Annotated in this window: 27 protein-coding genes; 17 read left to right on the top strand and 10 right to left on the bottom strand. The window is 45.7% G+C overall.

Features of this window, described 5'->3' with window-relative positions; genetic code table 11:
- Nucleotides 1–51: 51 nt before the first annotated feature.
- Nucleotides 52–987: an arginine deiminase family protein gene (locus tag M662_RS14195; RefSeq protein WP_008634124.1), complete on the bottom strand. Its 936-nt coding sequence runs from the start codon at nt 985–987 to the stop codon at nt 52–54.
- A 115-nt stretch (nt 988–1,102) separates the two neighbouring features.
- Between M662_RS14195 and M662_RS14190 the strand changes: the two genes are divergently transcribed.
- Nucleotides 1,103–2,404: an amino acid permease gene (locus tag M662_RS14190; RefSeq protein WP_026578244.1), complete on the top strand. Its 1,302-nt coding sequence runs from the start codon at nt 1,103–1,105 to the stop codon at nt 2,402–2,404.
- Here the strand turns inward: M662_RS14190 and M662_RS14185 are convergent.
- The 3 genes from M662_RS14185 to M662_RS14175 all read right to left on the bottom strand — a co-directional run bounded on the left by M662_RS14185 (nt 2,399) and on the right by M662_RS14175 (nt 4,554).
- The gene (locus M662_RS14185; protein ID WP_008634128.1) at nt 2,399–3,142 is read right to left on the bottom strand and encodes a YqcI/YcgG family protein; all 744 of its coding nucleotides are present in this window, start codon (nt 3,140–3,142) and stop codon (nt 2,399–2,401) included. The genes M662_RS14190 and M662_RS14185 overlap by 6 nt on opposite strands.
- Before the next feature lie 67 nt (nt 3,143–3,209).
- Nucleotides 3,210–3,830: a LysE family transporter gene (locus tag M662_RS14180; protein WP_008634130.1), complete on the bottom strand. Its 621-nt coding sequence runs from the start codon at nt 3,828–3,830 to the stop codon at nt 3,210–3,212.
- Between the two features lie 103 nt (nt 3,831–3,933).
- Nucleotides 3,934–4,554 carry a spore coat protein gene (locus M662_RS14175; protein WP_026578245.1) on the bottom strand — a complete coding sequence of 207 codons (621 nt, stop codon included), beginning with the start codon at nt 4,552–4,554 and terminating at the stop codon, nt 3,934–3,936.
- 174 nt (nt 4,555–4,728) lie between these two features.
- Between M662_RS14175 and M662_RS14170 the strand changes: the two genes are divergently transcribed.
- Complete coding sequence (locus M662_RS14170; RefSeq protein WP_026578246.1) at nt 4,729–5,331, top strand: YpjP family protein; 603 nt, start codon at nt 4,729–4,731, stop codon at nt 5,329–5,331.
- 70 nt (nt 5,332–5,401) lie between these two features.
- Here the strand turns inward: M662_RS14170 and M662_RS14165 are convergent, their stop codons facing one another.
- Complete coding sequence (locus M662_RS14165; protein ID WP_008634136.1) at nt 5,402–5,779, bottom strand: winged helix-turn-helix transcriptional regulator; 378 nt, start codon at nt 5,777–5,779, stop codon at nt 5,402–5,404.
- Nucleotides 5,780–5,914: 135 nt separating this feature from the next.
- Here M662_RS14165 and M662_RS14160 point away from each other — a divergent pair, with 135 nt between their 5' ends.
- Entirely contained in the window at nt 5,915–6,892 is a 978-nt protein-coding gene (locus M662_RS14160; RefSeq protein WP_026578247.1) for a zinc-binding dehydrogenase, read from the top strand.
- Nucleotides 6,893–6,929: 37 nt separating this feature from the next.
- Here M662_RS14160 and murB read toward each other — a convergent pair whose 3' ends face one another.
- Complete coding sequence (murB, locus tag M662_RS14155; protein WP_008635800.1) at nt 6,930–7,850, bottom strand: UDP-N-acetylmuramate dehydrogenase; 921 nt, start codon at nt 7,848–7,850, stop codon at nt 6,930–6,932.
- 237 nt (nt 7,851–8,087) lie between these two features.
- Between murB and M662_RS14150 the strand changes: the two genes are divergently transcribed.
- The 6 genes from M662_RS14150 (at nt 8,088) to hpaB (ending at nt 15,588) form a co-directional block, all read left to right on the top strand.
- Nucleotides 8,088–8,246: a DUF1540 domain-containing protein gene (locus M662_RS14150; RefSeq protein ID WP_008635799.1), complete on the top strand. Its 159-nt coding sequence runs from the start codon at nt 8,088–8,090 to the stop codon at nt 8,244–8,246.
- Nucleotides 8,247–8,428: 182 nt separating this feature from the next.
- On the top strand, nt 8,429–10,144 hold the full coding sequence (gene ilvD, locus M662_RS14145; protein ID WP_035388336.1) for a dihydroxy-acid dehydratase: 1,716 nt from the start codon (nt 8,429–8,431) through the stop codon (nt 10,142–10,144).
- 63 nt (nt 10,145–10,207) lie between these two features.
- A complete protein-coding gene (locus M662_RS14140; protein WP_026578249.1) occupies nt 10,208–10,780 on the top strand; it encodes a histidine phosphatase family protein in 573 nt (190 codons plus the stop codon).
- A gap of 339 nt (nt 10,781–11,119) precedes the next feature.
- Entirely contained in the window at nt 11,120–12,706 is a 1,587-nt protein-coding gene (gene aceB, locus M662_RS14135) for a malate synthase A (RefSeq protein ID WP_026578250.1), read from the top strand.
- A 15-nt stretch (nt 12,707–12,721) separates the two neighbouring features.
- Nucleotides 12,722–14,014 carry an isocitrate lyase gene (gene aceA / locus M662_RS14130; RefSeq protein WP_008635792.1) on the top strand — a complete coding sequence of 431 codons (1,293 nt, stop codon included), beginning with the start codon at nt 12,722–12,724 and terminating at the stop codon, nt 14,012–14,014.
- 134 nt (nt 14,015–14,148) lie between these two features.
- Nucleotides 14,149–15,588, top strand: coding sequence for a 4-hydroxyphenylacetate 3-monooxygenase, oxygenase component (gene hpaB, locus M662_RS14125; RefSeq protein WP_008635790.1), 1,440 nt, complete (start codon nt 14,149–14,151; stop codon nt 15,586–15,588).
- Between the two features lie 18 nt (nt 15,589–15,606).
- On the opposite strand, the gene M662_RS19485 is transcribed toward hpaB, so the two are convergent.
- On the bottom strand, nt 15,607–15,744 hold the full coding sequence (locus tag M662_RS19485; protein WP_201029310.1) for a hypothetical protein: 138 nt from the start codon (nt 15,742–15,744) through the stop codon (nt 15,607–15,609).
- A 128-nt stretch (nt 15,745–15,872) separates the two neighbouring features.
- Here M662_RS19485 and M662_RS14120 point away from each other — a divergent pair, with 128 nt between their 5' ends.
- Together M662_RS14120 and M662_RS14115 are read left to right on the top strand one after the other, a co-directional pair.
- Complete coding sequence (locus M662_RS14120; RefSeq protein ID WP_235601492.1) at nt 15,873–16,058, top strand: YozQ family protein; 186 nt, start codon at nt 15,873–15,875, stop codon at nt 16,056–16,058.
- A 4-nt stretch (nt 16,059–16,062) separates the two neighbouring features.
- Nucleotides 16,063–16,326, top strand: coding sequence for an alpha/beta-type small acid-soluble spore protein (locus M662_RS14115; RefSeq protein WP_026578251.1), 264 nt, complete (start codon nt 16,063–16,065; stop codon nt 16,324–16,326).
- A 45-nt stretch (nt 16,327–16,371) separates the two neighbouring features.
- Here the strand turns inward: M662_RS14115 and M662_RS14110 are convergent, their stop codons facing one another.
- Both M662_RS14110 and M662_RS14105 read right to left on the bottom strand, forming a co-directional pair.
- On the bottom strand, nt 16,372–16,827 hold the full coding sequence (locus M662_RS14110) for a flavodoxin (protein WP_026578252.1): 456 nt from the start codon (nt 16,825–16,827) through the stop codon (nt 16,372–16,374).
- 4 nt (nt 16,828–16,831) lie between these two features.
- A complete protein-coding gene (locus tag M662_RS14105) occupies nt 16,832–17,218 on the bottom strand; it encodes a hypothetical protein (protein ID WP_008635780.1) in 387 nt (128 codons plus the stop codon).
- A 150-nt stretch (nt 17,219–17,368) separates the two neighbouring features.
- On the opposite strand from M662_RS14105, the gene M662_RS14100 reads away from it, so the two are divergent.
- A complete protein-coding gene (locus tag M662_RS14100; protein ID WP_008635778.1) occupies nt 17,369–17,962 on the top strand; it encodes a hypothetical protein in 594 nt (197 codons plus the stop codon).
- Nucleotides 17,963–18,036: 74 nt separating this feature from the next.
- Here the strand turns inward: M662_RS14100 and M662_RS14095 are convergent, their stop codons facing one another.
- Complete coding sequence (locus M662_RS14095; protein WP_026578254.1) at nt 18,037–18,795, bottom strand: TrmB family transcriptional regulator; 759 nt, start codon at nt 18,793–18,795, stop codon at nt 18,037–18,039.
- Nucleotides 18,796–18,926: 131 nt separating this feature from the next.
- Between M662_RS14095 and M662_RS14090 the strand changes: the two genes are divergently transcribed.
- The 5 genes from M662_RS14090 to M662_RS14070 all read left to right on the top strand — a co-directional run bounded on the left by M662_RS14090 (nt 18,927) and on the right by M662_RS14070 (nt 22,129).
- Complete coding sequence (locus tag M662_RS14090) at nt 18,927–20,099, top strand: MFS transporter (protein ID WP_026578255.1); 1,173 nt, start codon at nt 18,927–18,929, stop codon at nt 20,097–20,099.
- A gap of 75 nt (nt 20,100–20,174) precedes the next feature.
- Nucleotides 20,175–20,357 carry a YfhD family protein gene (locus M662_RS14085; protein WP_008635774.1) on the top strand — a complete coding sequence of 61 codons (183 nt, stop codon included), beginning with the start codon at nt 20,175–20,177 and terminating at the stop codon, nt 20,355–20,357.
- 126 nt (nt 20,358–20,483) lie between these two features.
- On the top strand, nt 20,484–21,293 hold the full coding sequence (locus tag M662_RS14080; RefSeq protein ID WP_008635773.1) for a VLRF1 family aeRF1-type release factor: 810 nt from the start codon (nt 20,484–20,486) through the stop codon (nt 21,291–21,293).
- A gap of 165 nt (nt 21,294–21,458) precedes the next feature.
- The gene (locus tag M662_RS14075; RefSeq protein WP_008635772.1) at nt 21,459–21,764 is read left to right on the top strand and encodes an antibiotic biosynthesis monooxygenase family protein; all 306 of its coding nucleotides are present in this window, start codon (nt 21,459–21,461) and stop codon (nt 21,762–21,764) included.
- Entirely contained in the window at nt 21,761–22,129 is a 369-nt protein-coding gene (locus tag M662_RS14070; RefSeq protein ID WP_008635771.1) for a hypothetical protein, read from the top strand. The genes M662_RS14075 and M662_RS14070 overlap by 4 nt, the downstream gene beginning before the upstream one ends.
- The last annotated feature ends 1 nt before the right edge of the window (nt 22,130 follow it).

Genomic DNA, 22,130 nt, shown 5'->3' with positions numbered 1-22,130 from the left:
GTTTTTTTATGCTTAAAAAACAGAAAGCTGCCCCTGAAGGAGCAGCTTTTTTTATTCTCTTGTCACAGGCAGCGTCATGCAGCGTATTCCACCACCGCCTTTTTCCAGTTCATCAACATCAATTTCAATCAGCCGCTTCTTTCGGAAGACATCTTCTTTAAGAATTTTTTTGTTGGCTTTCGTACTGATCAGGATGGTTTCCGGATCCAAATTAAGAAAGTTAATATCTGCGACAGTATGCTTTACATCATCGGTCCACACGGGGGAATAACCGTGACGCTCAAGGAAGGGGCCTGTCATCATATACGAAGCACCATCCTCCTTCCATACTTCCACAGGAAAGAAACGCATGTAGCTTTTGCAGAGGATGGAAGTCGCACCTATGATGGCGCAGTTCATATCCAAGTGCATTTCCGCTCCTTGTCGGGGCAGATCAATGATACCGACTTCTGAGAATCCGCTTGCAAGCAGTCGATCTTTCAAAAGTCGTGCGCTCTCGTGACTGGAGCGTAATCCTACATTGATAAAGACGGCATCTCTGCTGAGAAGGAGAACATCTCCAAATTCGAGCGCGTGCAGAGGATCGTTCCAGTCAACAGAATATTGGTCAGGACTTGTCCATTTCTCAAAAAGAGGATGCGCAAGCCGGTATTCCGGCCGTCTTAGAGAGGTGCCAGCTTCACCAGGGATGAATATCGATCCGAAACTGCAGGCAAGATCTCTTGTGAAATAACGGTTGATTAATTGTTTATGGGTGTTTTGGTCCTCTTTAGACAAGTAATTGCAGTAGTTGATCACTTCCACACCCTCTGTCTTCATCGCATCCACCATGCCTTCGAAAGAGGCCCTAGCTTTGTCGGATTGGACGGGCTTTTCCCACTGCACATAATCCGCAGTTTTCTGATCGGGAATATCGAGACAGGATGGTGTACAGACGATGACAGTCTTCAAACGATCAAATTCATTCCAGCAGTTCGGATTCAGCATAACACGTTCCCCCTGGTCATTTTTAAATTTAGTTTGTCCCTACGTGCTTTATCCATTCGTTTACATAAACTTCTCATTTCCCCTAAGACTAAGAAATAAAAAGGGGGATAAAACCGTGGATGGAAAGCTGACTTGGTGGCAGATGTCCTTCATAGGCGTGGGCTGTATTATCGGAACAGGATTTTTCTTAGGGTCAAGCATAGCGATAGAACTGGCCGGGCCGTCGGTCCTTATTTGTTATCTGGCAGCCGGAATCGGTACCTATATCGTTTTTCACGCCCTTGCTTCTATGACGGCACACCATCCAGAGAAAGGGTCCTTCCGTACGTATGCGAAACAGGCATTTGGAACGTGGGCGGGATTTGGGAACGGTTGGCTGTACTGGTGCTCCGAAATGCTTATTATGGGGAGTCAATTAACTGCCTTAGCAATATTCGCCAGGTTCTGGTTCCCGCATGTGCCTCTTTGGTTGTGTGCGGCCTGTTTCGCGGTGCTTGGTCTGAGTGTGTTGTGGATCGGTACACAATTAATTGAGAAACTTGAGAATATATGCGGGCTGATTAAATTGGCAGCACTCGTCATGTTTCTTATCTTAGCGATTGTCGCTCTCTTCGGGGGCTTTGAGGAATCCGCCGGACAAACCCTTTCCTCTCCGCTGGAAGAATTTTTCACGCAGGGGTTCAACGGGATATGGGCAGCTCTGATCTTTTGTTTTTATGCCTTTGGTGGAATAGAAGTGATGGGGCTGATGGCAAAGGAATTAAAAGATCCCAAGGACGCATTAAGGTCGGGTAAGTGGATGCTTCTTGCGTTGACGGTCCTCTATATTCTGGGGTTCTGGCTTGTTATGGAGATTGTTTCGTGGGCAGCGATATCGCCCGATGAGAGTCCTTTTCTTTCGGCCTTGAAGACGTTCTCCCTTCCGTTGGTCCCTGATATCTTCAACGGTCTTTTGATTGTTGCCGGATTTTCGACGATGGTCGCCTCGCTGTATGCTGTCACTACGATGTTAATGACTTTGAGTGAGGAGGGGGATGCTCCGGCTCGGTTTAAGGAAGAGAAATCGGGAAGGGTTTCCGGAGCAGCATTCTTGCTTACTGTGATCGTGGTCGCCGCTTCGGTTATTCTCGCCGTCTGGCTGCCTGAGACGATCTTCGAGTATATCACCACGGCTGCGGGACTGCTCCTTCTTTATAACTGGGCATTCATCCTCCTCTCTTATTATAAATTAATGGCTCGGGCATGGTTTGCCAAGATCAGGGTTACAACCGGTCTCCTGCTTCTATTGTCAGCGGTGACAGGTACACTTCTTGAAAAGATTGCAAGAACCGGCTTTTATGTAAGTCTGCTGTTTCTCATTGTGATCGCAATTGCCACCTATATAAAGCAAAAACAGTCTCCGATCATGAAGTCATGATCGGAGACTGTTCCATTTCTGTTTCATTGCCATAAACGGGCACTTAGAAGGCGAGGTATTCTCTTCTGCCAGGAAATATTGTTTCCATTCGTGGTTATTCTCTTCTCCGTACCACTTAAGGGAAGGGTGGATAGGGAGGTCATCATAAATAGAAAGACGTTTCCTGATAACATTCTGCAGTTTTCTCCCTAGCGGAGTGGAAGCGTTTATTTTTTCAAATACAAAGCGGGGCTGGAAGGCGAGAAGCAGATAAGGAAAGTGTCTGCTCTTCCTTCGTTCGTGAGCGGGAGTCGCGCAGAAAGCGAAGTAAGGCTCTCCGTCGTAACAGAATTCCCAGGCAGGATCTGATGGATCAAGTGGGATATGTTCGGGCCATTCTCTTTCGTCCGCAGCGTGACATTCATTTAGAAGGTTCCAGAACAACGACTCATAATCTTTGATTTGATAAGAATGGAGGCAAGGCTCACACAAAACGACAAGAGAAGCGTAATCACCCGTTTCTCTTGAAATTGTTCCGTATTGCTTTAAAATTTGTCCAAGTGTTTCCGGCGCAGCGGATCCGCTTGGATCGGATAAAAATGCGAACCGCAGCATATCCGCTTTGAATCCTTGGATACCGGGAACACATGGATAGGGGCTCTCTCTGGAGAGCATCATTTCGGAAAAGCTTGTGAAGGCTTTAGACTGCCAAGTGGTTCGTTCCGGAGCATTCTCCAGTTCTGTTTTTCTGTAAAGCATAAACAAGCGCGCTCCTTCCTGGGGATACATACCTATCGTATGGAAGGAGGAGAATGCGGGTGTTTGTCTATCCAAAAATCATTCGGTATGCTTGAAAGCCAAAATACACTCCGAAGCCCATCAGCATGATTCCGGACGTAATGGATACGCCGCGAAGCAGTCGTCCGGTGAGTAGACGGCGTGCGCCGGATGCGGCGAGTGCCATCAGGATGTCCCATAACATGATGCCGAGAAATATGCCGCCGCTGTATAGAAGTATCTCTGCGTCATCATATCTGGACGAAACCTCGGCGAGAATGGAACCGTAAATCCCCATCCAAAACAGAATGTTCAAAGGATTTGTCAGGGCCATAAGGAAGCCTGTCCGAAACGATTTCCTTTTCGAGCTGCCGGATATGTGCTCCTCTTCGTTCCACCCTCCGGAGGAGTGGATACTTTCCACTCCCGTATAGAGAAGAACGAAAGCCCCGAACGACCAGAGGAAGCTCTTAACAAGAGGGAAATCGACATACTGGGCCAGTCCAAGATAAATAAGCAGCATAAACAGGGCATCTGCTGCCATCGCTCCGATTCCGACAAGCCATGCATGGAGAAAACCGTAACGAACTCCTTTGTCCAACTGGGCGGCGTTAATAGGACCGAGGGGAGCGGATAGGGAGATGCCGAGTAGTATGTAACTGAAAAACATCCAATTCCTCCTTTATGGGAGCGGTTGTTTCTATTATACGATGCTTCTTTTCAACATATGAAAGAGGAAAGAGGCCCGGGCAGCCGGATCTCTTTCCTGTAGATCAGTGCATTTGGTTTTGGGACTGCACCGTCGTATAGCTTTGCAGCATTTGATTCATGTCCTGCTGCTGCAGCTGCGGCACTTGGTAATAGCCATGTTTGTTCTGATAAAGAAAAATCTCATAGCTCATTTCGATGAAGTTGGGAACGCTGTCTGCGATGACACGACGAAGAACGGGGTTTGTCATCTCAAGCGCGGTCATAGAAAGGAGTGTTGCAAGTCCTTTCGTTTGGCCGAGCATATAGGCGGAAAGACCATTCTCCGAAAGATCATTGACAGACTGATTCGGCTTTTTCGGTTGCCCAGGCTTGATACCATAGACGACTTCATTACTCTGCTGCATTTTATACTGCTGTGTGTCTACAGATGGATCCTGTCCGCTGCGGAAGCTTTCCACAATGGTATTATAGAGCTGAGTGACGAACATTTCCTGACGCTTTAAAATATCCTTCAACTCTTGATCCTTTATATGCTGGTCGTACATTTGATACTGGTCGAGCATCGTTATGATTCCAGCAATGACTTCATGAGCGTCAAACAGCTCATGCCCTCCGTGGGCCTGGCTCGTATGGTTCGTCGGCATTTGCGCCTGTTGTTGGGCTTGGTTTTGAGTTACGTTCATGGATACATCCTCCTTAAGATCTTGGTACATCTTATGGATTCCCAAGCTGGCTGTATTCATGAATAGTAAATGATGCATAGTATTTTGGAAGCGATTTCAGCGCATGTATGGACAAGCTGTCTGAAAATGGTATACAATTATAAATAAGTGATTACATAAAAGGGAGTAAATGCAATGAAACCGTTGATGAAGAGAATATTCGTTGTTCTTATATCCGTTATGACATTGGGGATGTATGTCCCTCCCATTCATATAGATGCAGATGCTGCAGAGAAGAAACATATCGCAGGGGAAGGGTCCATTAAAGAACAGAGCGGCCTTCTTTCCGAAGAAGAACTTGATTTAGACGCACCGCCGTTCGAAGCGCAGACATCAGAGCAGCGTATTCAACAATTAACGGAGTCTGCGAAATCACAGACGGTGATCAAGATGGGACCAAGAATTATTGAAAAAGTGGACGCTGATATGACTTCGGAGATTCTTCCGAAAATTGAAGAGGTCGTCACAGATCTTTTGGTGAACGCCGGGGATGAAGAAGTACCATATTTGGAGATAACAGAAGAGCCGACAGCAGGTTATGGAGAGAAGATATTTAATGTATATAACCAACGGACAAAAGAAGAAATAGCCAGATTCCATGTCCGCAGAGATAAACGGCCGGGCGAAGGGTACTGGTTCAATTTCCATTACCATTTGAAAGATGATCAATTTGTTAAGCACCATCAAATCGGTGAGGTATACTGGGAGAAGAATACTCCCCCGAAATGGATGTCCTAAGTATTTTATTTCTTACCTGAGTGAAGTATGAGGCGTGATAAAGAAGGAGGCCGTAACAGGGCCTCCTTTTTTAGTTCTGTTCCTTTATAAAATCCGTTTGCGTCCAACACCTGTTCATTTGAATTCCGTGGCCCTCTGCGTACTCATCACCCCAGCGGCACATCGCGTACAAAGCAGGCTGCAGACCGCGGCCGAGATCTGTCGTTGTATATTCTACCCGCGGGGGTACCTCATCATAAACAGTGCGTTCCACCAAGCCGTGTTCTTCCAATTCCCTTAATTGCTGTGCCAGCATCTTACGTGTGATTCCCGGCACGGATCGCTGCAGTTCGTTGAAACGCTTCGTACCCTCGTTCAAGTTCCATAACAGAAGCACCTTCCATTTCCCTCCAATGATATCGATGACGAGATCGATGGCGCATGTATATTCCGGTTGTAATTTCTTCATATTCATTCCTCCAAATAAACCGCCTATGTTACTGTCTGGTAACTACGTTACGGAAAAGTGCCTTCTTGTCCGCAGACCGGCATCTGTTTTAGTATAGAGGATGAAAGTGTGAATGTTAAATAAAGGAGTGTCATCATGAAAGCATTGGTTCTTAAGAATAAAAATAAATGGCGTGAGATGCAGATAGAAGAAGTGATTACCCCGGATCCTGGCAATGGAGAAGTACTGGTGGAGGTACAGGCGGTAGGACTGAATCCAGTGGACTATAAAACAGGTACGAACGGCAACCCGGCATGGAGTTATCCTCATATTCTCGGGTTGGACGTTGCGGGTACGATTGCCGGGGTCGGAGAGGATGTACAAGGATGGAAAGTTGGAGACCCGGTCGTCTATCACGGGGATCTGCGCACGAGCGGAGGATACTCGGAATTTGATGTAGCAGATGCGGATATTCTGTCCCGCATTCCGTCGGGAGTGTCTTTTGCTGAAGCGGCTGCTCTTCCTACCGCTGGATATACGGCTTACCAGGCTGTCCATCGGAAGCTTCCTTTAGATCGTGTGAATTCTCTCTTGATTCACGCCGGGGCTGGAGGAGTAGGTGGATTCGCTGTTCAACTGGCCAAAATGGCAGGCAAGACCGTTTATACGACAGCATCGGAACACAACCATGAATATGTCCGTTCTTTAGGGGCTGATGGAGTCATTGATTATCGTCAGGAAGATGTTCATACCAAGATTATGGAATGGACAGAGGGACGAGGGGTGGATGCGGTTATTGATACGGTCAGCCGGGATAATGCAACGGCCTCTCTTGATTCCATTGCCTATATGGGGCATATCGTTTATATAGCGGGTGCACCTGATTTCACAAAGGTTAAGCCGTTCACCAGTGTCGTTTCTTATCATGAAGTGGCATTGGCTGCCAATCATAAAGCTGGTCGGGAAGCAAGAAAAGATCTCGGTATGATGGGAGATGCTATGCTCCGATTCGTTGCCGATAAGAAACTCTCTCCAATGCTGAAGGATACTGTTGCCATGGAAGAAGTTCCGGCTGCACTGGAAAGGCTGTCTGAGAGACACGTTAATGGAAAACTTGTAGCGGTGTGGAAATAATAGAAAAAAGGCTGTGCAGCTGCACAGCCTTCTTTTTTTATTCTTTATCTTCTCCGATAATCCGTACTTCCCTTTCCAATTCCACGCCGAACTTCTGCTTCACTGTTTTCTGTACGTGCTCGATGAGGGAGATATAATCGGAGGTGGATGCATTATCTTTATTGACGATAAAACCGGCATGTTTCTTGGAAACTTCCGCTCCACCGATGTTCGTACCTTGAAGGTCGCTGTCCTGAATCAGCTTTCCTGCGAAATATCCAGGCGGACGTTTGAATACACTTCCGCACGAAGGGTATTCCAACGGCTGCTTCGATTCACGCTTGTAAGTCAGGTCGTCCATGACTTCTTTGATTTCTTCGTAGGACGCAGGTTTTAAGTGGAACGTCGCTTCTACTACGATGTCCCCGTTTGCAGCAATATTGCTGGTCCTGTAATCAAGGTCCAGCTCGGAAGCGAGTCGTTTCACGAGGTTTCCTTCTTTGTCAACAACGTAGGCGTAGTCAAGCACATCCTTGACCTCCCCGCCATAGGCTCCTGCATTCATATACAAGGCTCCTCCGACGGTACCTGGAATGCCGCAGGCGAATTCTAAACCGGACAATTTCTCCTCCAAAGCGAAGCGGGAGGCATCAATGATTCGTGCTCCACTCTGTGCGACAAGAACGCCGCCTTCAGAAGAAATGTTGTCCAGATGCTTCAAGTTGATTACAATGCCGCGAATGCCGCCGTCTTTAATAATTAAATTAGATCCATTACCCAGGAGTGTCAGGGGAATATCCTCCTCGTTGGACAACCGGACGACGTGCTGCACTTCCTCGAAAGTCGTCGGAGTGATAAAGAAGTCCGCCTTCCCTCCAAGCTTCGTATATAGATGATCTTTGAGCATCTCGTCGACTTTTACATTGTCTTCTTTCACGAGATCCAAAAGTTTATGGTACAGCTTTTCCTTTTTATTCATAAAAAAACACCATTCCTATTTGAGATGTATTCCTTCCAAACCATTCGTTCCAAAGCGCACTTATTCTCCTACCAGTTTATGAAGGGCGATAAGGAAACGTTCAATAAGCGATATAATCACGATATTTATTCTAACATAAATGACCGTAGTAGTTGGGTAGGAATTTGTTTGGGCGTATTTGGCACGAATAGGCGTGTGCACACAAGGCAATCTATGTCTGTAAGGGAGGTGTGTAAGATGGCCCTTGATGTCAGATGCGAAGTACGCAACTGTGTACACAACCGGGACGGCAAAGCCTGTGGTGCAGATGAAATTTTTGTCGTCAGCCACTCTGGAAAGAAAGCCAGTGACAGCAAAGAAACAGATTGTAAGACGTTCGAACCTGCGAGTTTGTAATGTTGAGAAGGCCTGCTTTTGACAGCAGGCTTTTTTTTCATTTTTTTCGGAAGAAGAAAGCGCTTAACCAATGCTGAAAGTTCCTTATTTTCTGAAAAGTCATTGCCATTTCATGCTCTTGTTAGTATCATCATGGTAAGTTGTTTTCATAAGAAAAATCGACAAGAAATTCATAAGCCAGGATGGAAAGGGTGTCAGCATTGGAGAAGACAAAAAAAGATTTACGGATAAAGAGTAAAGTCATCAGTGAAGGTGTAAACAGAGTTCCAAACCGCTCGATGCTGCGTGCAGTCGGATTTACAGACGAAGATTTCAAAAAGCCGATGATCGGTATTGCCAGTACTTGGAGTGAAGTGACTCCGTGTAACGTACATATAGATAAATTGGCACGGGAAGCCAAGGACGGGGCGCGCGATAACGGAGGCGCACCGATGATATTCAATACGATTACCGTTGCAGATGGTATTGCTATGGGACATGAGGGAATGTTCTACTCCCTTCCAAGTCGTGAAGTGATCGCAGATTCCATTGAAACCGTAACGAATGCCGAGCGTCTAGACGGTATCGTTGCCATAGGCGGTTGTGACAAGACGACTCCGGGGTGTCTTATTTCCATTGGTAGAATGAATATTCCTTCCGTCTATGTATACGGAGGAACCATACAGCCGGGTAAATTGAATGGTGAAGACATCGATATCGTCTCCTCTTTCGAAGCAGTCGGCCAATATCACGAAGGAACAATCGGAGAGGAAGAGCTGCACAAAGTAGAGTGTCATGCCTGTCCAGGCGCCGGTGCATGTGGAGGTATGTACACAGCTAATACTATGGCTTCAGCCGTGGAAGCTCTTGGAATGAGTATTCCAGGTTCTTCTTCTACGCCTGCAGTGAATGACTATAAAGAATCAGAATGTAAACAGGCTGGAGAATTGGTCATTGAACTGTTGGAGAAAGATATCTATCCTCGAGACATTATGACAAAAGAAGCGTTTGAGAACGCTATTACCGTCGTTATGGCTCTTGGGGGATCCACCAATGCGTTTCTTCACCTGCTGGCCATTGCCCATTCAGCCGGTGTCGACTTGACGCTGGATGACTTTGAGCGGGTCAGACAGGAAGTTCCTCACATTGCTGATATGAAGCCGAGCGGTAAATACGTCATGCAGGACCTTTACGAGGCGGGTGGCGTACCTGCAGTTATGAAGCTTCTTCTTGAAGAAGGGCTGCTTCATGGGGATTGTCTGACAGTAACAGGTAAAACGGTGGCAGAGAACCTTGCGGAGGTTCCTTCTTTGAAAGAAGGCCAGCAGGTCATCGTACCGTTTGATAAACCGATTAAACCTAAAGGCCCATTGGTTGTCATGAAGGGGAATCTGGCACCGGAAGGCGCTGTTGCAAAAATGTCCGGTCAGAAGATCAGCCGCTTTGAAGGGCCTGCCCGTGTCTTTGACGGAGAGGACGCAACGACAGAAGCTATCGTTAATGATGAAGTAAAAGCCGGAGATGTGATCGTAATTCGCAATGTAGGACCAAAGGGCGGACCTGGAATGCCGGAAATGCTGTCTATTACAGCGATGATTGTCGGGAAAGGTTTAAATGGGAAAGTCGCTTTAATGACAGATGGACGCTTTTCCGGAGGATCCCACGGGTTCGTCATCGGACACGTGGCTCCGGAAGCATATGTAGGTGGCCCGATCGGTCTTCTGCAGGACGGTGACATCATCACCATTGACAGTGACACGCAGCAGATCAATGTCGATCTCAGCGAAGAAGAGTTCGAACGTCGCAGACAGGGGTGGATGAAACCGGAGCCCAAGCATACATCCGGGGTTCTTGCCAAGTACGCCCGTCTCGTCTCTTCTTCTGCAAAAGGTGCGGTAACAGATTTAGATTTGGAATAAACCTAGACAAGGGATCGTTGTTCAGACGATCCCTTATTTTATTTACAGAGAGGAGCAGTCCAATTGAAGGTATTACTAATTAGACACGGTGTTACCTCATGGAATAAAGAAAAGAGGGCACAAGGGTCGGCGGATATCCCATTGGATGAAGAAGGGAAAGCCCAGGCACGGATGCTTGCCGCCCGACTCAAAGGGGAGAAATGGGATGTTCTATGTGCCAGTCCGTTATTACGGGCAGTGGAAACTGCCGAAATTATTCAGGACAGCGTCGGTGCCCCCGTTTTTTATACCGATGAAAGGCTTAAAGAAGTGGACGGCGGTCAAATCGAAGGAACGACGGAAGAAGAGCGGGTGGCCCGCTGGGGGAAAGAATGGCGAGGGATCGACCTTGGAATAGAGAAGCCGGATAAGATCATGGAGCGTACGCAAGACTTTATGGCCGCTCTATTAAATAAGTCAAAAGGAAAACGGGTGATCGTCGTCACACACGGAGGTTGGATTGGGAACTGGTTGAAAGCAGAAGAAGTGGAAGGTGTGGAAGGGAATCTGGATAATACATCATTGACCGAACTGGAGTGGCGAGACGGAAACTGGCTGTGCCACACCTTCAACTGCGTCCGACATTTATCTGATTGAGCGGTCCCTTTTAAGGGATCGCTTTTTTGTGTGGAAATGCCTAAATAGAAATTTCTTCAAAAAAAGGGTTGCATAATCCATCAACCGAATATAAACTGTTACATAACAGATAAACAAAATACAATCTGTTATAAAAGAGGAGGAATTATAATGAATAAGCAGAAGAAACAAACCGGTACCCTTTGTCCGCAGTGTGGTAGTAACGTGGAAGGACATATCTATACTTATATGATGGAATGTGATCGCTGCCTTTCTAAGAAAGAGGAATAGCATGCACTTTCTGTTATATAACAATCGTAAAATTAATTTAATGTTTTATTACAGTTGAGGGGGAGAAGGATGGAAATAGAATTGTCGGGAATATCCTGTACAGGGATCATGGAGGAGCGTTTTGAAGTAGTCCTTTCCGATGGTGCTGTGCAATTTTTACAACAGCTCCATGAACGTTTTAATGACAGACGACAGGAATTGCTTCAAAAGAGGAGGGAAAGGGAGGCTCTTCTGGAGAAAGGAGAGCTTCCTGACTTTCTTGAAGAGACCGAATCCATAAGAAGATCTGATTGGAGAGTAAGTCCGGTCCCGAAGGATTTAGAGGATCGTCGTGTGGAGATGACAGGGCCCGTAGACAGAAAAATGATCATTAACGGATTGAATTCAGGAGCAAAAGTTTTCATGGCCGACTTCGAAGATGCCCATTCTCCGACTTGGTCAAACACGATAAACGGGCAGATCAACTTAATGGACGCGGTGAATCGGGATATACGATTTACGAACGAATCGGGTAAAGTTTACCAGCTCCATGAACATCCGGCCGTTCTCATGGTCCGACCGCGCGGCCTTCATTTGGATGAAAAGCATCTGTTGTATAACGGGGCACCGATGGCGGCAAGCTTCGTAGATTTTGGTCTCTACATGTATCACAATGCAAGGAAGCTCATCCAAGACGGGTCCGGCCCTTATTTTTATTTGCCGAAACTTGAAAGTCACCTGGAGGCAAGATTATGGAACGATGTATTTCTATTTACGCAGGAATTCCTTGGCATAAGCCGTGGGACAGTGAAAGCGACGGTGCTGATTGAAACGATCATGGCAGCATTTGAAATGGATGAAATTCTCTATGAGCTGAAAGAACATTCAGCAGGTCTCAACTGTGGGCGCTGGGATTATATTTTCAGCTACTTGAAGAAGATGAAAAGCCGGGATGTTGTCCTCCCGGATCGGTCGACTATTACAATGACCGTGCCATTTATGCGGGCTTATTCCCAACTGACTATTCAAACCTGTCATAGAAGAAAGATTCATGCTATGGGAGGGATGGCTGCCCAAATACCCGTGAGAGATGATGCAAACCTAAACGCACTTGCCTTTGAAAAAGTCAGGAAGGATAAGGAGCGAGAGGTGAAGGATGGTCACGACGGGACGTGGGTCGCCCACCCGGGCATGGTACAGACTGCCATGGATGTTTTTAACAAATATATGCCTTCCAATAATCAAATCGACAGGCAGGATGAATGGAAGTCGATCACAAGAGAACAGTTGTTGGAAGAACCTGTAGGCGATATATCCGAAGGTGGGCTCCGGCTCAATATAAATACAGGCATTCAATATGTTGCTTCCTGGCTGTCAGGGCGAGGTGCGGCACCAATTCACCACTTGATGGAAGATGCCGCTACGGCAGAAATTTCGAGAGCTCAAGTATGGCAGTGGATTCGTCATCCAAGAGGAGTGCTTATGGATGGACGTAAGATAACACTTGCGTTGTATCATTCTCTGAAAGAGGAAGAAATGAATACGATTCGCAGGGAAGTGGGCGAAGATGTATTTAAGAAAGGGCGGTTTGAAGAAGCCGGGGATTTGTTTGATGAGTGGGCAGAGCAGGAGGAACTGGAAGAGTTTCTGACTTGGAAAGCTTATGAAAAATTATAAGGGGGATGAGAGGTTATGAAGGAAAGAGCGGAGCGTTTGCAGCGGACATGGGAAAATGAGGATAGGTGGAAGGGTGTCAATAGACCGTATACAGCAGAAGAGGTTATCAAACTGCGCGGGTCCTTGGATATTCAACATACCCTTGCAGCAAGAGGTGCTGATAAGCTTTGGGGGATGTTAAAGGAAGATGGATATGTTCATGCTCTTGGAGCCTTGACAGGAAATCAAGCTATGCAGCAGGTAAAAGCAGGTTTAAAAGCGATCTATCTTAGTGGATGGCAGGTAGCAGCGGACGCAAATCTTTCCGGGCATATGTATCCGGATCAAAGCCTGTATCCTGCGAACAGCGTTCCGCAAGTGGTGAAGAGAATCAATCAGGCGCTTCAACGGGCTGATCAGATCCACCATATGGAGGGAGATAACTCTATTGATTGGTTTGCTCCGATTGTCGCTGATGCGGAAGCGGGATTTGGAGGGCAGCTGAACGTTTTTGAGCTAATGAAAGGCATGATTGAAGCGGGAGCATCGGCTGTCCATTTTGAAGATCAGCTTTCTTCCGAGAAAAAATGTGGTCATCTCGGTGGAAAGGTGCTCTTACCGACGCAGACGGCTGTGAAAAACCTTATCTCTGCAAGGCTTGCCGCGGACGTGATGGGGGTCCCAACCATCATTATTGCTCGAACGGATGCGAATGCAGCAGAGTTGATTACCAGCGATATCGACGGAGAAGACGCAGCCTTCCTGACAGGAGAACGGACGCCGGAAGGATTCTTTAAAACAAAAGCAGGTATTGACCAGGCCATTGCCAGGGGGCTTGCTTATGCTCCTTACGCGGACTTGATCTGGTGCGAAACATCGGAACCGAACTTGGAGGAAGCGCGAAGGTTTGCGAATGCGATTCATGAGCAGTATCCCGGAAAGCTGCTTGCTTATAACTGCTCTCCTTCGTTTAATTGGAAGAAAAAGCTGAAAGACGAGACGATAGAACACTTTCAAGAACAGCTTGGCGAAATGGGGTATAAGTTCCAGTTTGTTACCCTTGCCGGTTTCCATTCTTTAAATCATGGAATGTTCGAGCTTGCCAGGCAATATAAAGATCGAGGAATGGCGGCTTATTCTGAACTGCAGCAGGCGGAATTCGCCAGTGAAGTTCACGGTTATTCTGCTACAAGGCATCAGCGGGAGGTGGGAACCGGCTATTTTGATGAAGTCGCTCAGGTAATAACAGGAGGCACTTCTTCGACAACCGCTTGGAAAGGTTCCACAGAGGCAGAGCAATTCACAGAAGAGCCGATAGCGAAAAGGTGAGTATGAAACACAAACATCTGCTTGGTTAAGCAGATGTTTGTGTTCTTTCTTATTTACATAGGCACATCTCCTCGTTTATTTAATATGGTAGGGTATCAACATATTTAATCTGTGCAAAGACATGGAGTGATATCATGCCGGTAATAACAGGCGAGGAGTATAAACGGCGGTTGGATGCTATGAAGACGGACGTACGGATGGAAGGCGGACGCTTGAAAGGTAAGATTTCGGAACATCCGGCTTTCCGGGGCGTCATCCAAACGCAGTCCGAACTATACGATTTACAACACCATCCTGATTGGAAGGATACATTAACCTATACATCAGAAACTTCGGGAAATGCGATCGGACTTTCCTATTTAATACCGAAATCGCGGGGGGATTTGGAGAGAAGGCGGACGATGGTCCAGCATTGGGCGAGGCACACCGGTGGCGTATTGGGCAGAAGCCCTGATTATATGAACACTGTGCTTGCAGCCTTCGCCGCTTCGGTCGATCTTCTGGACGGAGAAGAAAACTGTTATCCGGAACGTCTGCTTCGTTTTTATGAATATGCTCGGGAGAACGATTTATCATTCACTCATACGTTTGTGAATCCTCAGAGCAACAGAGGAAAACTTGCTTTCCTTGAAGAAGATGTCACGAATGCCAGAATTGTGGACCGTACGGAAGCAGGATTAGTAATGAAAGGAGCGAAGCTGTTGGCTACACAGGGCGGGATGACAGATGAATTGATTGTTTTCTCTGCTCCCGGCGCCGTGGATAATTCTCACGCCTATGGTTTTTCTATACCTAGTGACACAAAGGGACTGACGTTCATATGCAGGGAATCCTTTACCAGCGAAGGTTCTGCCTTCGATTACCCGCTCTCTTCCAAATATGCAGAAATGGATACCATCGTTTTGTTCGACGACGTCATCGTACCATGGGAGCGTGTTTTCTTTCATGACAATCTAAGAGCTGCGACCCAGATGTACGTGAAAGGAAAGTTTGTACCGTTTACCTTGCACCAAATTGTTTCGAGGCAGGTGGTGAAATCAGAATTCATGCTTGGCATTGCTCAGCGGATTGTTGATACAATCAACATCGAAGAATACCAGCACGTGCAGAGCAAAGTAGTGGAAATTGTAAAAGGAGTACAGACACAGAAGGCGCTCCTGCTGCTGTCGGAACAGGAAGCAGAAGTAGATGCTACGGGTATCATGGTTCCTTCCCGCCAGCCGTTGTACGTAGCGATCAACAACTTTCAGGAATTCTATCCCAGGTTCTCTGAAATTGTGCAGTTGTTGGGAGCAAGCGGTCTAATGTCGATTCCAAAGGAGAAAGAATTCCTTTCTGAAACAGGCGAACGTTTAAACCATTATTTACAGGGTGTGGACGTAAAAGGGAAGGAACGCGTCGCGTTATTCCGTCTGGCGTGGGATATGACAATGAGCAGCTTTGGAGCAAGACAGACGCTTTACGAGCGTTTCTTTTTCGGGGATCCGATTCGATTGTCACAATCCATCTACGCGCTTTACGATGATGAAAACTCCCAGGAACTTGTTTCGAAGTTTCTTCCTGAAGAAAGCTGACCTGTAAGGGTCAGCTTTTTATCGTTTTGTATTTGCTTTTTTCGCTTTTTGTTCCAGTTGGGAGTCAGGACGTTGATCTGCTGCATCCTCTGACATGCCTTGAGGGTTCACGGTCTTTTTTCGGACTCCTTTGTGAGCGTTACTTTTGTTACTCATTTCTATACACCTCCGTAATTAGTATGAGGGTTTGCAGAATTTTTATAAGAGGAGAAATCAGGGGGAGGAACCATGGAATGTTTTCTGAACTTTTAGCGGAAGCTATGGAAAACAAGGAGGGAAAAGGGATGACAAACAAGAGAAAAGAACGTCCTTCACAGGAAGAAGACAGCAGCGGTTTGGCTGTGACAGAGGAGCAGGTTTCCGATACGTTGACGGAAGGCACGATAGAAGCGGAAATAGACCAAGTCGATGATCAAGGTCATTTAATCAGCCACCATGGAGAGAAAATCCGCGGAAAGAATCACAGGTGAGAATATGCCAAACAGAAAGCGGATATTAGTTCCAGAAGCGAGAGCTGGACTGGATCAACTGAAGAAAGAAGTAACAAGAAGCAGCACCGCAGACCGAGCGAAGTTTGAAGTGGCGGAAGAATTGGGTATTCCTTTGAGAGAAAAAGGGAACGGTGATTTGTCTACAAAAGATGCCGGTCGTATAGGCGGGAGAATAGGTGGAGGAATGGTTAAAGAGATGATCCGCCGGGCACAAATGGAGCTTCAGCATAAGAATACAGAAGAATAAAAATAAAACAGCGAACGGAAGAGGTGCGGACCTCTTCCGTTTTTGTTATACGCCGACTTTCATGAGATAGTGAGAGACGCGTTCTGCAAATACCTTGCATTTGTTGACATCTTCTTCCGAGTCGGGAGTCATTTCGATTTCCAGGCCGTCTTGAATAATGGCTGCTCCGTTTGCTTTCAACTGTGCCTGCAGCAAGTGAACGGCTTCACAGAACTGTGGATAGATCCTGTCACCGGAACCGAAGACTGCTCCGTGCACCTCTCTCAGGTCATTCTCTGACAACTCCTCATAAAAATCCTCCACCTCATATGGTAGATCCCCGTCGTTCCAAGTGTAGGAACCGATTAATACACAATCAAAATCACGGAGTTCGGTAATTTCGGTTTCTTCAATTTCCTTCATAATCACTTCATAGTCATTTTTAAGATGGGAATGGATGATGTCCGCAATTTCTTCCGTATTTCCAGACATACTTGCATAACAGATCAAGATACGCGCCACTCTATCACTCCTTCAGCACTGGTGTGAATTCCGGGTGCAGAGCTTTGAAACGGTCGAAAGCTTTGGAATGTTGCAGGAATACTTCTTTCTCTTTCCTGTCCAGCGCTTCATTCACTTTATATTTGTGGTAGTTCATAGCGAGTGTCAGGTCCATCTTCGTATATAACGCTTGTTTCTCGTATAAATCATCAATAAAATGTGCGGCCATATAGAAAGGAGAAGAATCGTTCTTCTGAACGGCGATGTACCATCCTAATGAATCAACATAGAACGGGTCCCCGGCAATATGTAACAGATCACCGTGCTGGAACCGGATAATTTCGTGACAGGAACAGTCAGTATTTCCTTTCTCGTAACGAAAAGGTTTATAAACAAACAATGTGCCTTCCATAATTAGGTCTCCCTTCGAGAAGTTATATTCAATATAATTGATAATGATTATCAATGTCAAATAGTTTTGAGTAAAAGTAACATGTTTTATTCTTCATTTTGGTATAATGGAGGTAATAAAGATGCTTTTTCATAGAGGTGATTCCTTGTGATGAAGATAGAGGATAAAGTGAGAGAAGTTGTCTTTGAAAATGGCAGGATCACAAATATACCGGAAGGATTCCGGTGTGTTGGGCAGGGAAGAAGTGCTGCCGTATTCCATGTTCAGGATTCTAATACAGCTGTCAAAGTTTTTTATCCGGAGTTCGCTGAACTTGCAGAAGTGGAAGCGGAGGTTTATGAAAGTTTAAATAACAGTGAGATGTTTCCTCTTTTTATTTCTCAGGGAAAAGGGTATCTCGTTATGGAATATCTGGAAGGAATGACCTTTTATGACTGTCTTGTGAGCGGTGTACCCATCACTGCAGAGATGGTCAAGCAGGTGGAAGAAGCGCTTCTGTTCGCCTGCAGCTTAGGTCTGAACCCTTCTGATATTCATTTAAAAAACATGCTGCTCACATCATCGGGGAAAGTGAAAGTCATCGATGTCGTCCGCTTTAAACAGGAGCAGGACTGCCCGCATTGGCGTGATTTGAAGAAAGCGTATGAGACGTATTATGTGAAGCCTTACATGCCTAAAAAGCTGCCCAGGTTCTTTATCGAGTGCATCATTCGCCTATATCGCAGGAGATTGTTGCCGATTTAATGGATAAAAGGATCACAAAAAACCGCACATCCCAACGGGTGTGCGGTTTTACTTTATGAACGGGGATGAAGTACTTAATATCGAAGCTTCATCAAAATATTTTTGACCTCTTCATCTTCCATCAAGATGTCTTTATATTTTTCGGTGATTTCTGCCAGGGCGACATCGTGGTAAAAATATTCCGTGAAAAATTTGACCAGTGGCTTGGAAAGCGTGTGTATCCCTTGAGATACTCCCGATTCGGAACCGGCGAACACCATCTCCTCGCCGTCAATAATGACAAGCTTGTGCCGTTCTAATGCTTCGTGCGTCTCGTTCGGGTGCAGAATATGCGATTGGAACATGGGTGCATCAAGGTCCCCTATAGAAAGAAGCTCCACCATTACGCCTTGCTCCGCTTTCCGCTCTAAATCTGTGACCAAAGAGGCCAATTCATCATTCCAGCCCGTAAGAAGAATGCTGTTAGTGGCTCGATCAATACATGCCTTCAAAAGCGCTGTAATGGATTGTTCATTTTCCATTGTCCAAACGCGCTCATCGGAGACAGGGAGCGTGTACTCCTTCGTTTTCAATTCTTCCAAGTTAGCTTCGAAGTCTGACGTCAGCTTTTCAATGGTCGTTTCAAGAGCAAGTGCTGTATATAATTTTCTTTTTCCGTGGAACGATGTGAGGATTAGGCCTTTCTCTTGAAGGCGTTGAAGGACTTCGTACACTTTGGACTTAGGAACTTGTGAATACTTTACAATGCTCGTTGCATCAAGTGGTTCACGGCTGGATGTTAATACTTCAAATACATTGCTTTCATATTGGGTGAAACCGAATTTCTGTAGCATGAATGTCTCCTTTATTTTGCTGTTACATAAATGATACACCGAACATCCGACTAACGTAAACATGACCTATTGTAATTGTCTCTCGTTTTAGTTACCATCATAGTGGTAACTAAAATGAGAGGGTCGAAACTATGAACAAAAAAATTTACTTGCTGACAATTGTTGCCTTCGTAGTAGGAACGGTTGAATTAATTATCGGAGGAATTCTGGATCTTGTTGCGGCTGATTTACAGGTGTCAGTCGGAAGAGCCGGTTTGCTCATTTCCTTGTTTTCTATAGTATTCGCTGTCGCTTCACCGATCTTGTTGACTGTGACTGCCAATATGGAACGGAAGAAGCTGATGATCGTTACATTATTCATTTTCTTCCTGGGGAACTTGATCGCCTTTTGGAGTCCAAACTATACGATATTGATGTTGTCGCGGATCGTAACGGCTGCAAGCGGCTCCCTGTTGGTTGTACTGGCTATTACCATCGCCTCTTCCATTTCAGAACCTGCCTATAGAGGAAGGGCGATCGGAACAATTTTCATGGGAATCAGCGGTTCGCTTGTATTGGGCGTACCCATCGGCCTTACGATTGGGAATGCATTCGGTTGGAGGGCACCGTTCCTGTTGATCAGTGTTCTCACATTATTATCAATGGTGGCGGTCGCGGTATCCTTAGGTACGATAGCGCCGAAGCCGATCATTTCTCTGAAAGATCAGATCCGTACTTTGAAAGACAATAAAATATGGACCGCCCAATTCACTTCTTTTCTGTTTTTGAGCGGACATTTAACTTTGTATGCGTATTTGACACCATTCTTGAAATCGGAGCTTGGCATGAACGGTACTTGGGTCAGTATCGTATATTTCGTATTCGGTGTAGCTGCCGTCCTGGGAGGCGGAGTAGGAGGATATTTATCCGACAAGTTCGGACCTGAGAAAAGCATCATTGGAATCATTGCTCTATTTGCTGTGGCTCTTTTCGTCATTCCACACGTCACATTTTCCTTGCCGCTTTTCCTTATCGTGCTTGTCATTTGGAGCGCACTCAGTTGGGCCGTTACTCCTGCTCAGCAAAACTATCTCGTTTCTACCGCTCCGGAAACGTCAGATATTCAGCAAAGCCTGAACAACTCCGCCCTTCATTTCGGAATTGCTTTCGGTTCTTCCGTGGGGAGTGTAGTTATTGAGCAGACCTCGGTCATTTATAATGCCTCTGTCGGTGGTGTGTTCGTACTTATTGCCCTTGGAACGGCTATTTTCTCGATTACAAGGGTGAAACCGGCGAAAAGGAAACAGCTCCTTCGATCTTCTTGATTTTTAAAGGAATCGAATAAATCCGTCGCCCCGGGCTCATACTAACATTGTTCCTAATTTAAGGAGGGGTTAGTCATGGGTAGAGACGATCACCGAAAAGGTAAAGGGAAACAGAAATATAAATTACCTCAAACTCCTAAGAACGAAAAACATCCTAATATTGATGTTGAGTTCTCAGAGGAACTAGCGGATCGGGAAGATAAAATTGCTCAAGAACGAAGCAAGGCCGCCGACCGCAGAGCACATCGACAGAAATAAATTGGAAACGGACATCCTCGGATGTCCGTTTTTTTATGAAGTATTTCAAATGAAGTTTAACCCCTTTTTAATTTGGAAACATACGTACCATAAGCTCAAATAAACATATCGAAAGGGGTCTTTTGCATGAATTTGAATAAAGAACTAAAAAAATTAGAAGCTATTCATTTAGAAAAACCGGAAAAAGTTTTTACGATGTACTTAAACACCGATCCTTCCGATCCCGAGCAGCAAGGTGGAGAGTGGAAGATCCATCTTAAGAACGGTCTGAACAACTTCGAATCCTATCTTCAGGAAGACGGGGATTCTGATGAGAAAAGGAATTTTTGGGCGGTCAAAGAGAAAGTCCAACAATTTATCGAGGAAAACGAACAAAATTTCGCAAAAAGCGTCGTTCTTTTCGCTACAGGTGATGATACGATATGGTTCGCTGAACGCTTTCAAATGCCCGTAAAGACAGAGTTCTATTGGGAGGAAACGCCGCGTCTGGAACAGTTGAAGGAAATGAAGGATAAATTCCCGAAAACAGGAATCGTTTTGACTCAAAAGAATCAGATCAAATTAATCGATGCAGAGCTTGGAATGTTGAAAGATACCCAGCTGTTTGAACTGGATCTCGATACGGAAGATTGGCGCCAGCACCAGGGGCCGCACCAGGCTCAGCCTTCCATGGGTAAAGGCGGAGCGAAATCATCCAAGAAGGATGAGTTCCAGGAGCGGTTTGAAGCAAATCGCTACCGATGGTATAAGAGTGTAGCACCCAAGCTTGATAAACTCGCAAAAGATTATGAATGGGAACGATTGTATTTAGTCGGCCATAAAGAAGAATTGAAAGATCTGCAGGACAATATGAACAAATCGGCCGATGATATGGTAAACAAGAATCTTCTTGATCATGAAGAGACGCATGTCATTAAAGAAGTCGTTCCATCCTGAATAGTAAAAGTGCCTGGTTGAACCCAGGCACTTTTTTTTGCTTGTGATGAAGAAAGCAGGGGATTTAAGGGCAAAGGTGGAAGTAAATCTTTACATTATACATAGGTAAAATCAATATGATAAAATATTATTCAGAGAAAATAATTGAGAATGGGGAATTTTTAAATGTATGTAGTGGATTCCATGGTTGTAGTTCCAGAACATAAGGCGGAAGATTTAATTAATATATACCGAAAGCGCTCGAGGCTTGTAGATGAAGCGGAAGGATTTTTGTCTTTTCAACTCCTTCAGAATGACCGCAAGCCTGGTGAGTTAACGGTACACATGGAATGGGAATCAAAAGCGGCATATTTGGAATGGGTGCGCAGCGAGCAGTTCAGAAAAATCCACGAGCTGGAGAAGAAATACCCGGACGAAGAACTGCAGGGGATTGTACCTAAAGTCACGAAATATGAGGTGGTTGCGACATGAATCCGGAAGAGCAGAACCGGCTTGCTCGAAAAGTTACCGATGAAATTTATGAAGCTTATCCTTATTTGTGGGAGAAGTTCGGCCAGAACGGCCGGGAAAGAACAGAAGAGGACAACCATCATCATTTGGATCACCTCCAAGCAGCGTATGAAATGGATAGTGTCCATTTCTTCCTTGACTATACCTCCTGGTTAAATAACGTCCTCACATCCAGACAGGTCCCTACAGCGTTGATCATAGATAATTTTGAGAGACTGATACGGCTCCTTGAAGCAATGGAAGTAGATGATAAGGAGCAGAAAGAGCACTATATAGAATATTTGCAGCAGGCTTTACAGCATTTGGATATCCTTACGGAGAGGTGAA

The sequence above is a fragment of the Bacillus sp. SB49 genome (assembly GCF_000469135.2).
Lineage (GTDB): Bacteria > Bacillota > Bacilli > Bacillales > Halobacillaceae > Halobacillus.
Note: the sequence above shows the minus strand (reverse complement) of the source record. Positions and strands in the feature narration are given on the sequence as shown.

Coding starts and splice junctions, on each gene's coding strand:
- M662_RS14195 (WP_008634124.1), bottom strand. CDS start 987: ATGCTGAATCCGAACTGCTGGAATGAATTTGATCGTTTGAAGACTGTC.
- M662_RS14185 (WP_008634128.1), bottom strand. CDS start 3,142: ATGCTTTACAGAAAAACAGAACTGGAGAATGCTCCGGAACGAACCACT.
- M662_RS14180 (WP_008634130.1), bottom strand. CDS start 3,830: ATGTTTTTCAGTTACATACTACTCGGCATCTCCCTATCCGCTCCCCTC.
- M662_RS14175 (WP_026578245.1), bottom strand. CDS start 4,554: ATGAACGTAACTCAAAACCAAGCCCAACAACAGGCGCAAATGCCGACG.
- M662_RS14170 (WP_026578246.1), top strand. CDS start 4,729: ATGAAACCGTTGATGAAGAGAATATTCGTTGTTCTTATATCCGTTATG.
- M662_RS14165 (WP_008634136.1), bottom strand. CDS start 5,779: ATGAAGAAATTACAACCGGAATATACATGCGCCATCGATCTCGTCATC.
- M662_RS14160 (WP_026578247.1), top strand. CDS start 5,915: ATGAAAGCATTGGTTCTTAAGAATAAAAATAAATGGCGTGAGATGCAG.
- murB (WP_008635800.1), bottom strand. CDS start 7,850: ATGAATAAAAAGGAAAAGCTGTACCATAAACTTTTGGATCTCGTGAAA.
- M662_RS14150 (WP_008635799.1), top strand. CDS start 8,088: ATGGCCCTTGATGTCAGATGCGAAGTACGCAACTGTGTACACAACCGG.
- ilvD (WP_035388336.1), top strand. CDS start 8,429: ATGGAAAGGGTGTCAGCATTGGAGAAGACAAAAAAAGATTTACGGATA.
- aceB (WP_026578250.1), top strand. CDS start 11,120: ATGGAAATAGAATTGTCGGGAATATCCTGTACAGGGATCATGGAGGAG.
- aceA (WP_008635792.1), top strand. CDS start 12,722: ATGAAGGAAAGAGCGGAGCGTTTGCAGCGGACATGGGAAAATGAGGAT.
- hpaB (WP_008635790.1), top strand. CDS start 14,149: ATGCCGGTAATAACAGGCGAGGAGTATAAACGGCGGTTGGATGCTATG.
- M662_RS19485 (WP_201029310.1), bottom strand. CDS start 15,744: ATGAGTAACAAAAGTAACGCTCACAAAGGAGTCCGAAAAAAGACCGTG.
- M662_RS14120 (WP_235601492.1), top strand. CDS start 15,873: ATGACAAACAAGAGAAAAGAACGTCCTTCACAGGAAGAAGACAGCAGC.
- M662_RS14115 (WP_026578251.1), top strand. CDS start 16,063: ATGCCAAACAGAAAGCGGATATTAGTTCCAGAAGCGAGAGCTGGACTG.
- M662_RS14105 (WP_008635780.1), bottom strand. CDS start 17,218: ATGGAAGGCACATTGTTTGTTTATAAACCTTTTCGTTACGAGAAAGGA.
- M662_RS14100 (WP_008635778.1), top strand. CDS start 17,369: ATGAAGATAGAGGATAAAGTGAGAGAAGTTGTCTTTGAAAATGGCAGG.
- M662_RS14095 (WP_026578254.1), bottom strand. CDS start 18,795: ATGCTACAGAAATTCGGTTTCACCCAATATGAAAGCAATGTATTTGAA.
- M662_RS14090 (WP_026578255.1), top strand. CDS start 18,927: ATGAACAAAAAAATTTACTTGCTGACAATTGTTGCCTTCGTAGTAGGA.
- M662_RS14085 (WP_008635774.1), top strand. CDS start 20,175: ATGGGTAGAGACGATCACCGAAAAGGTAAAGGGAAACAGAAATATAAA.
- M662_RS14080 (WP_008635773.1), top strand. CDS start 20,484: ATGAATTTGAATAAAGAACTAAAAAAATTAGAAGCTATTCATTTAGAA.
- M662_RS14075 (WP_008635772.1), top strand. CDS start 21,459: ATGTATGTAGTGGATTCCATGGTTGTAGTTCCAGAACATAAGGCGGAA.
- M662_RS14070 (WP_008635771.1), top strand. CDS start 21,761: ATGAATCCGGAAGAGCAGAACCGGCTTGCTCGAAAAGTTACCGATGAA.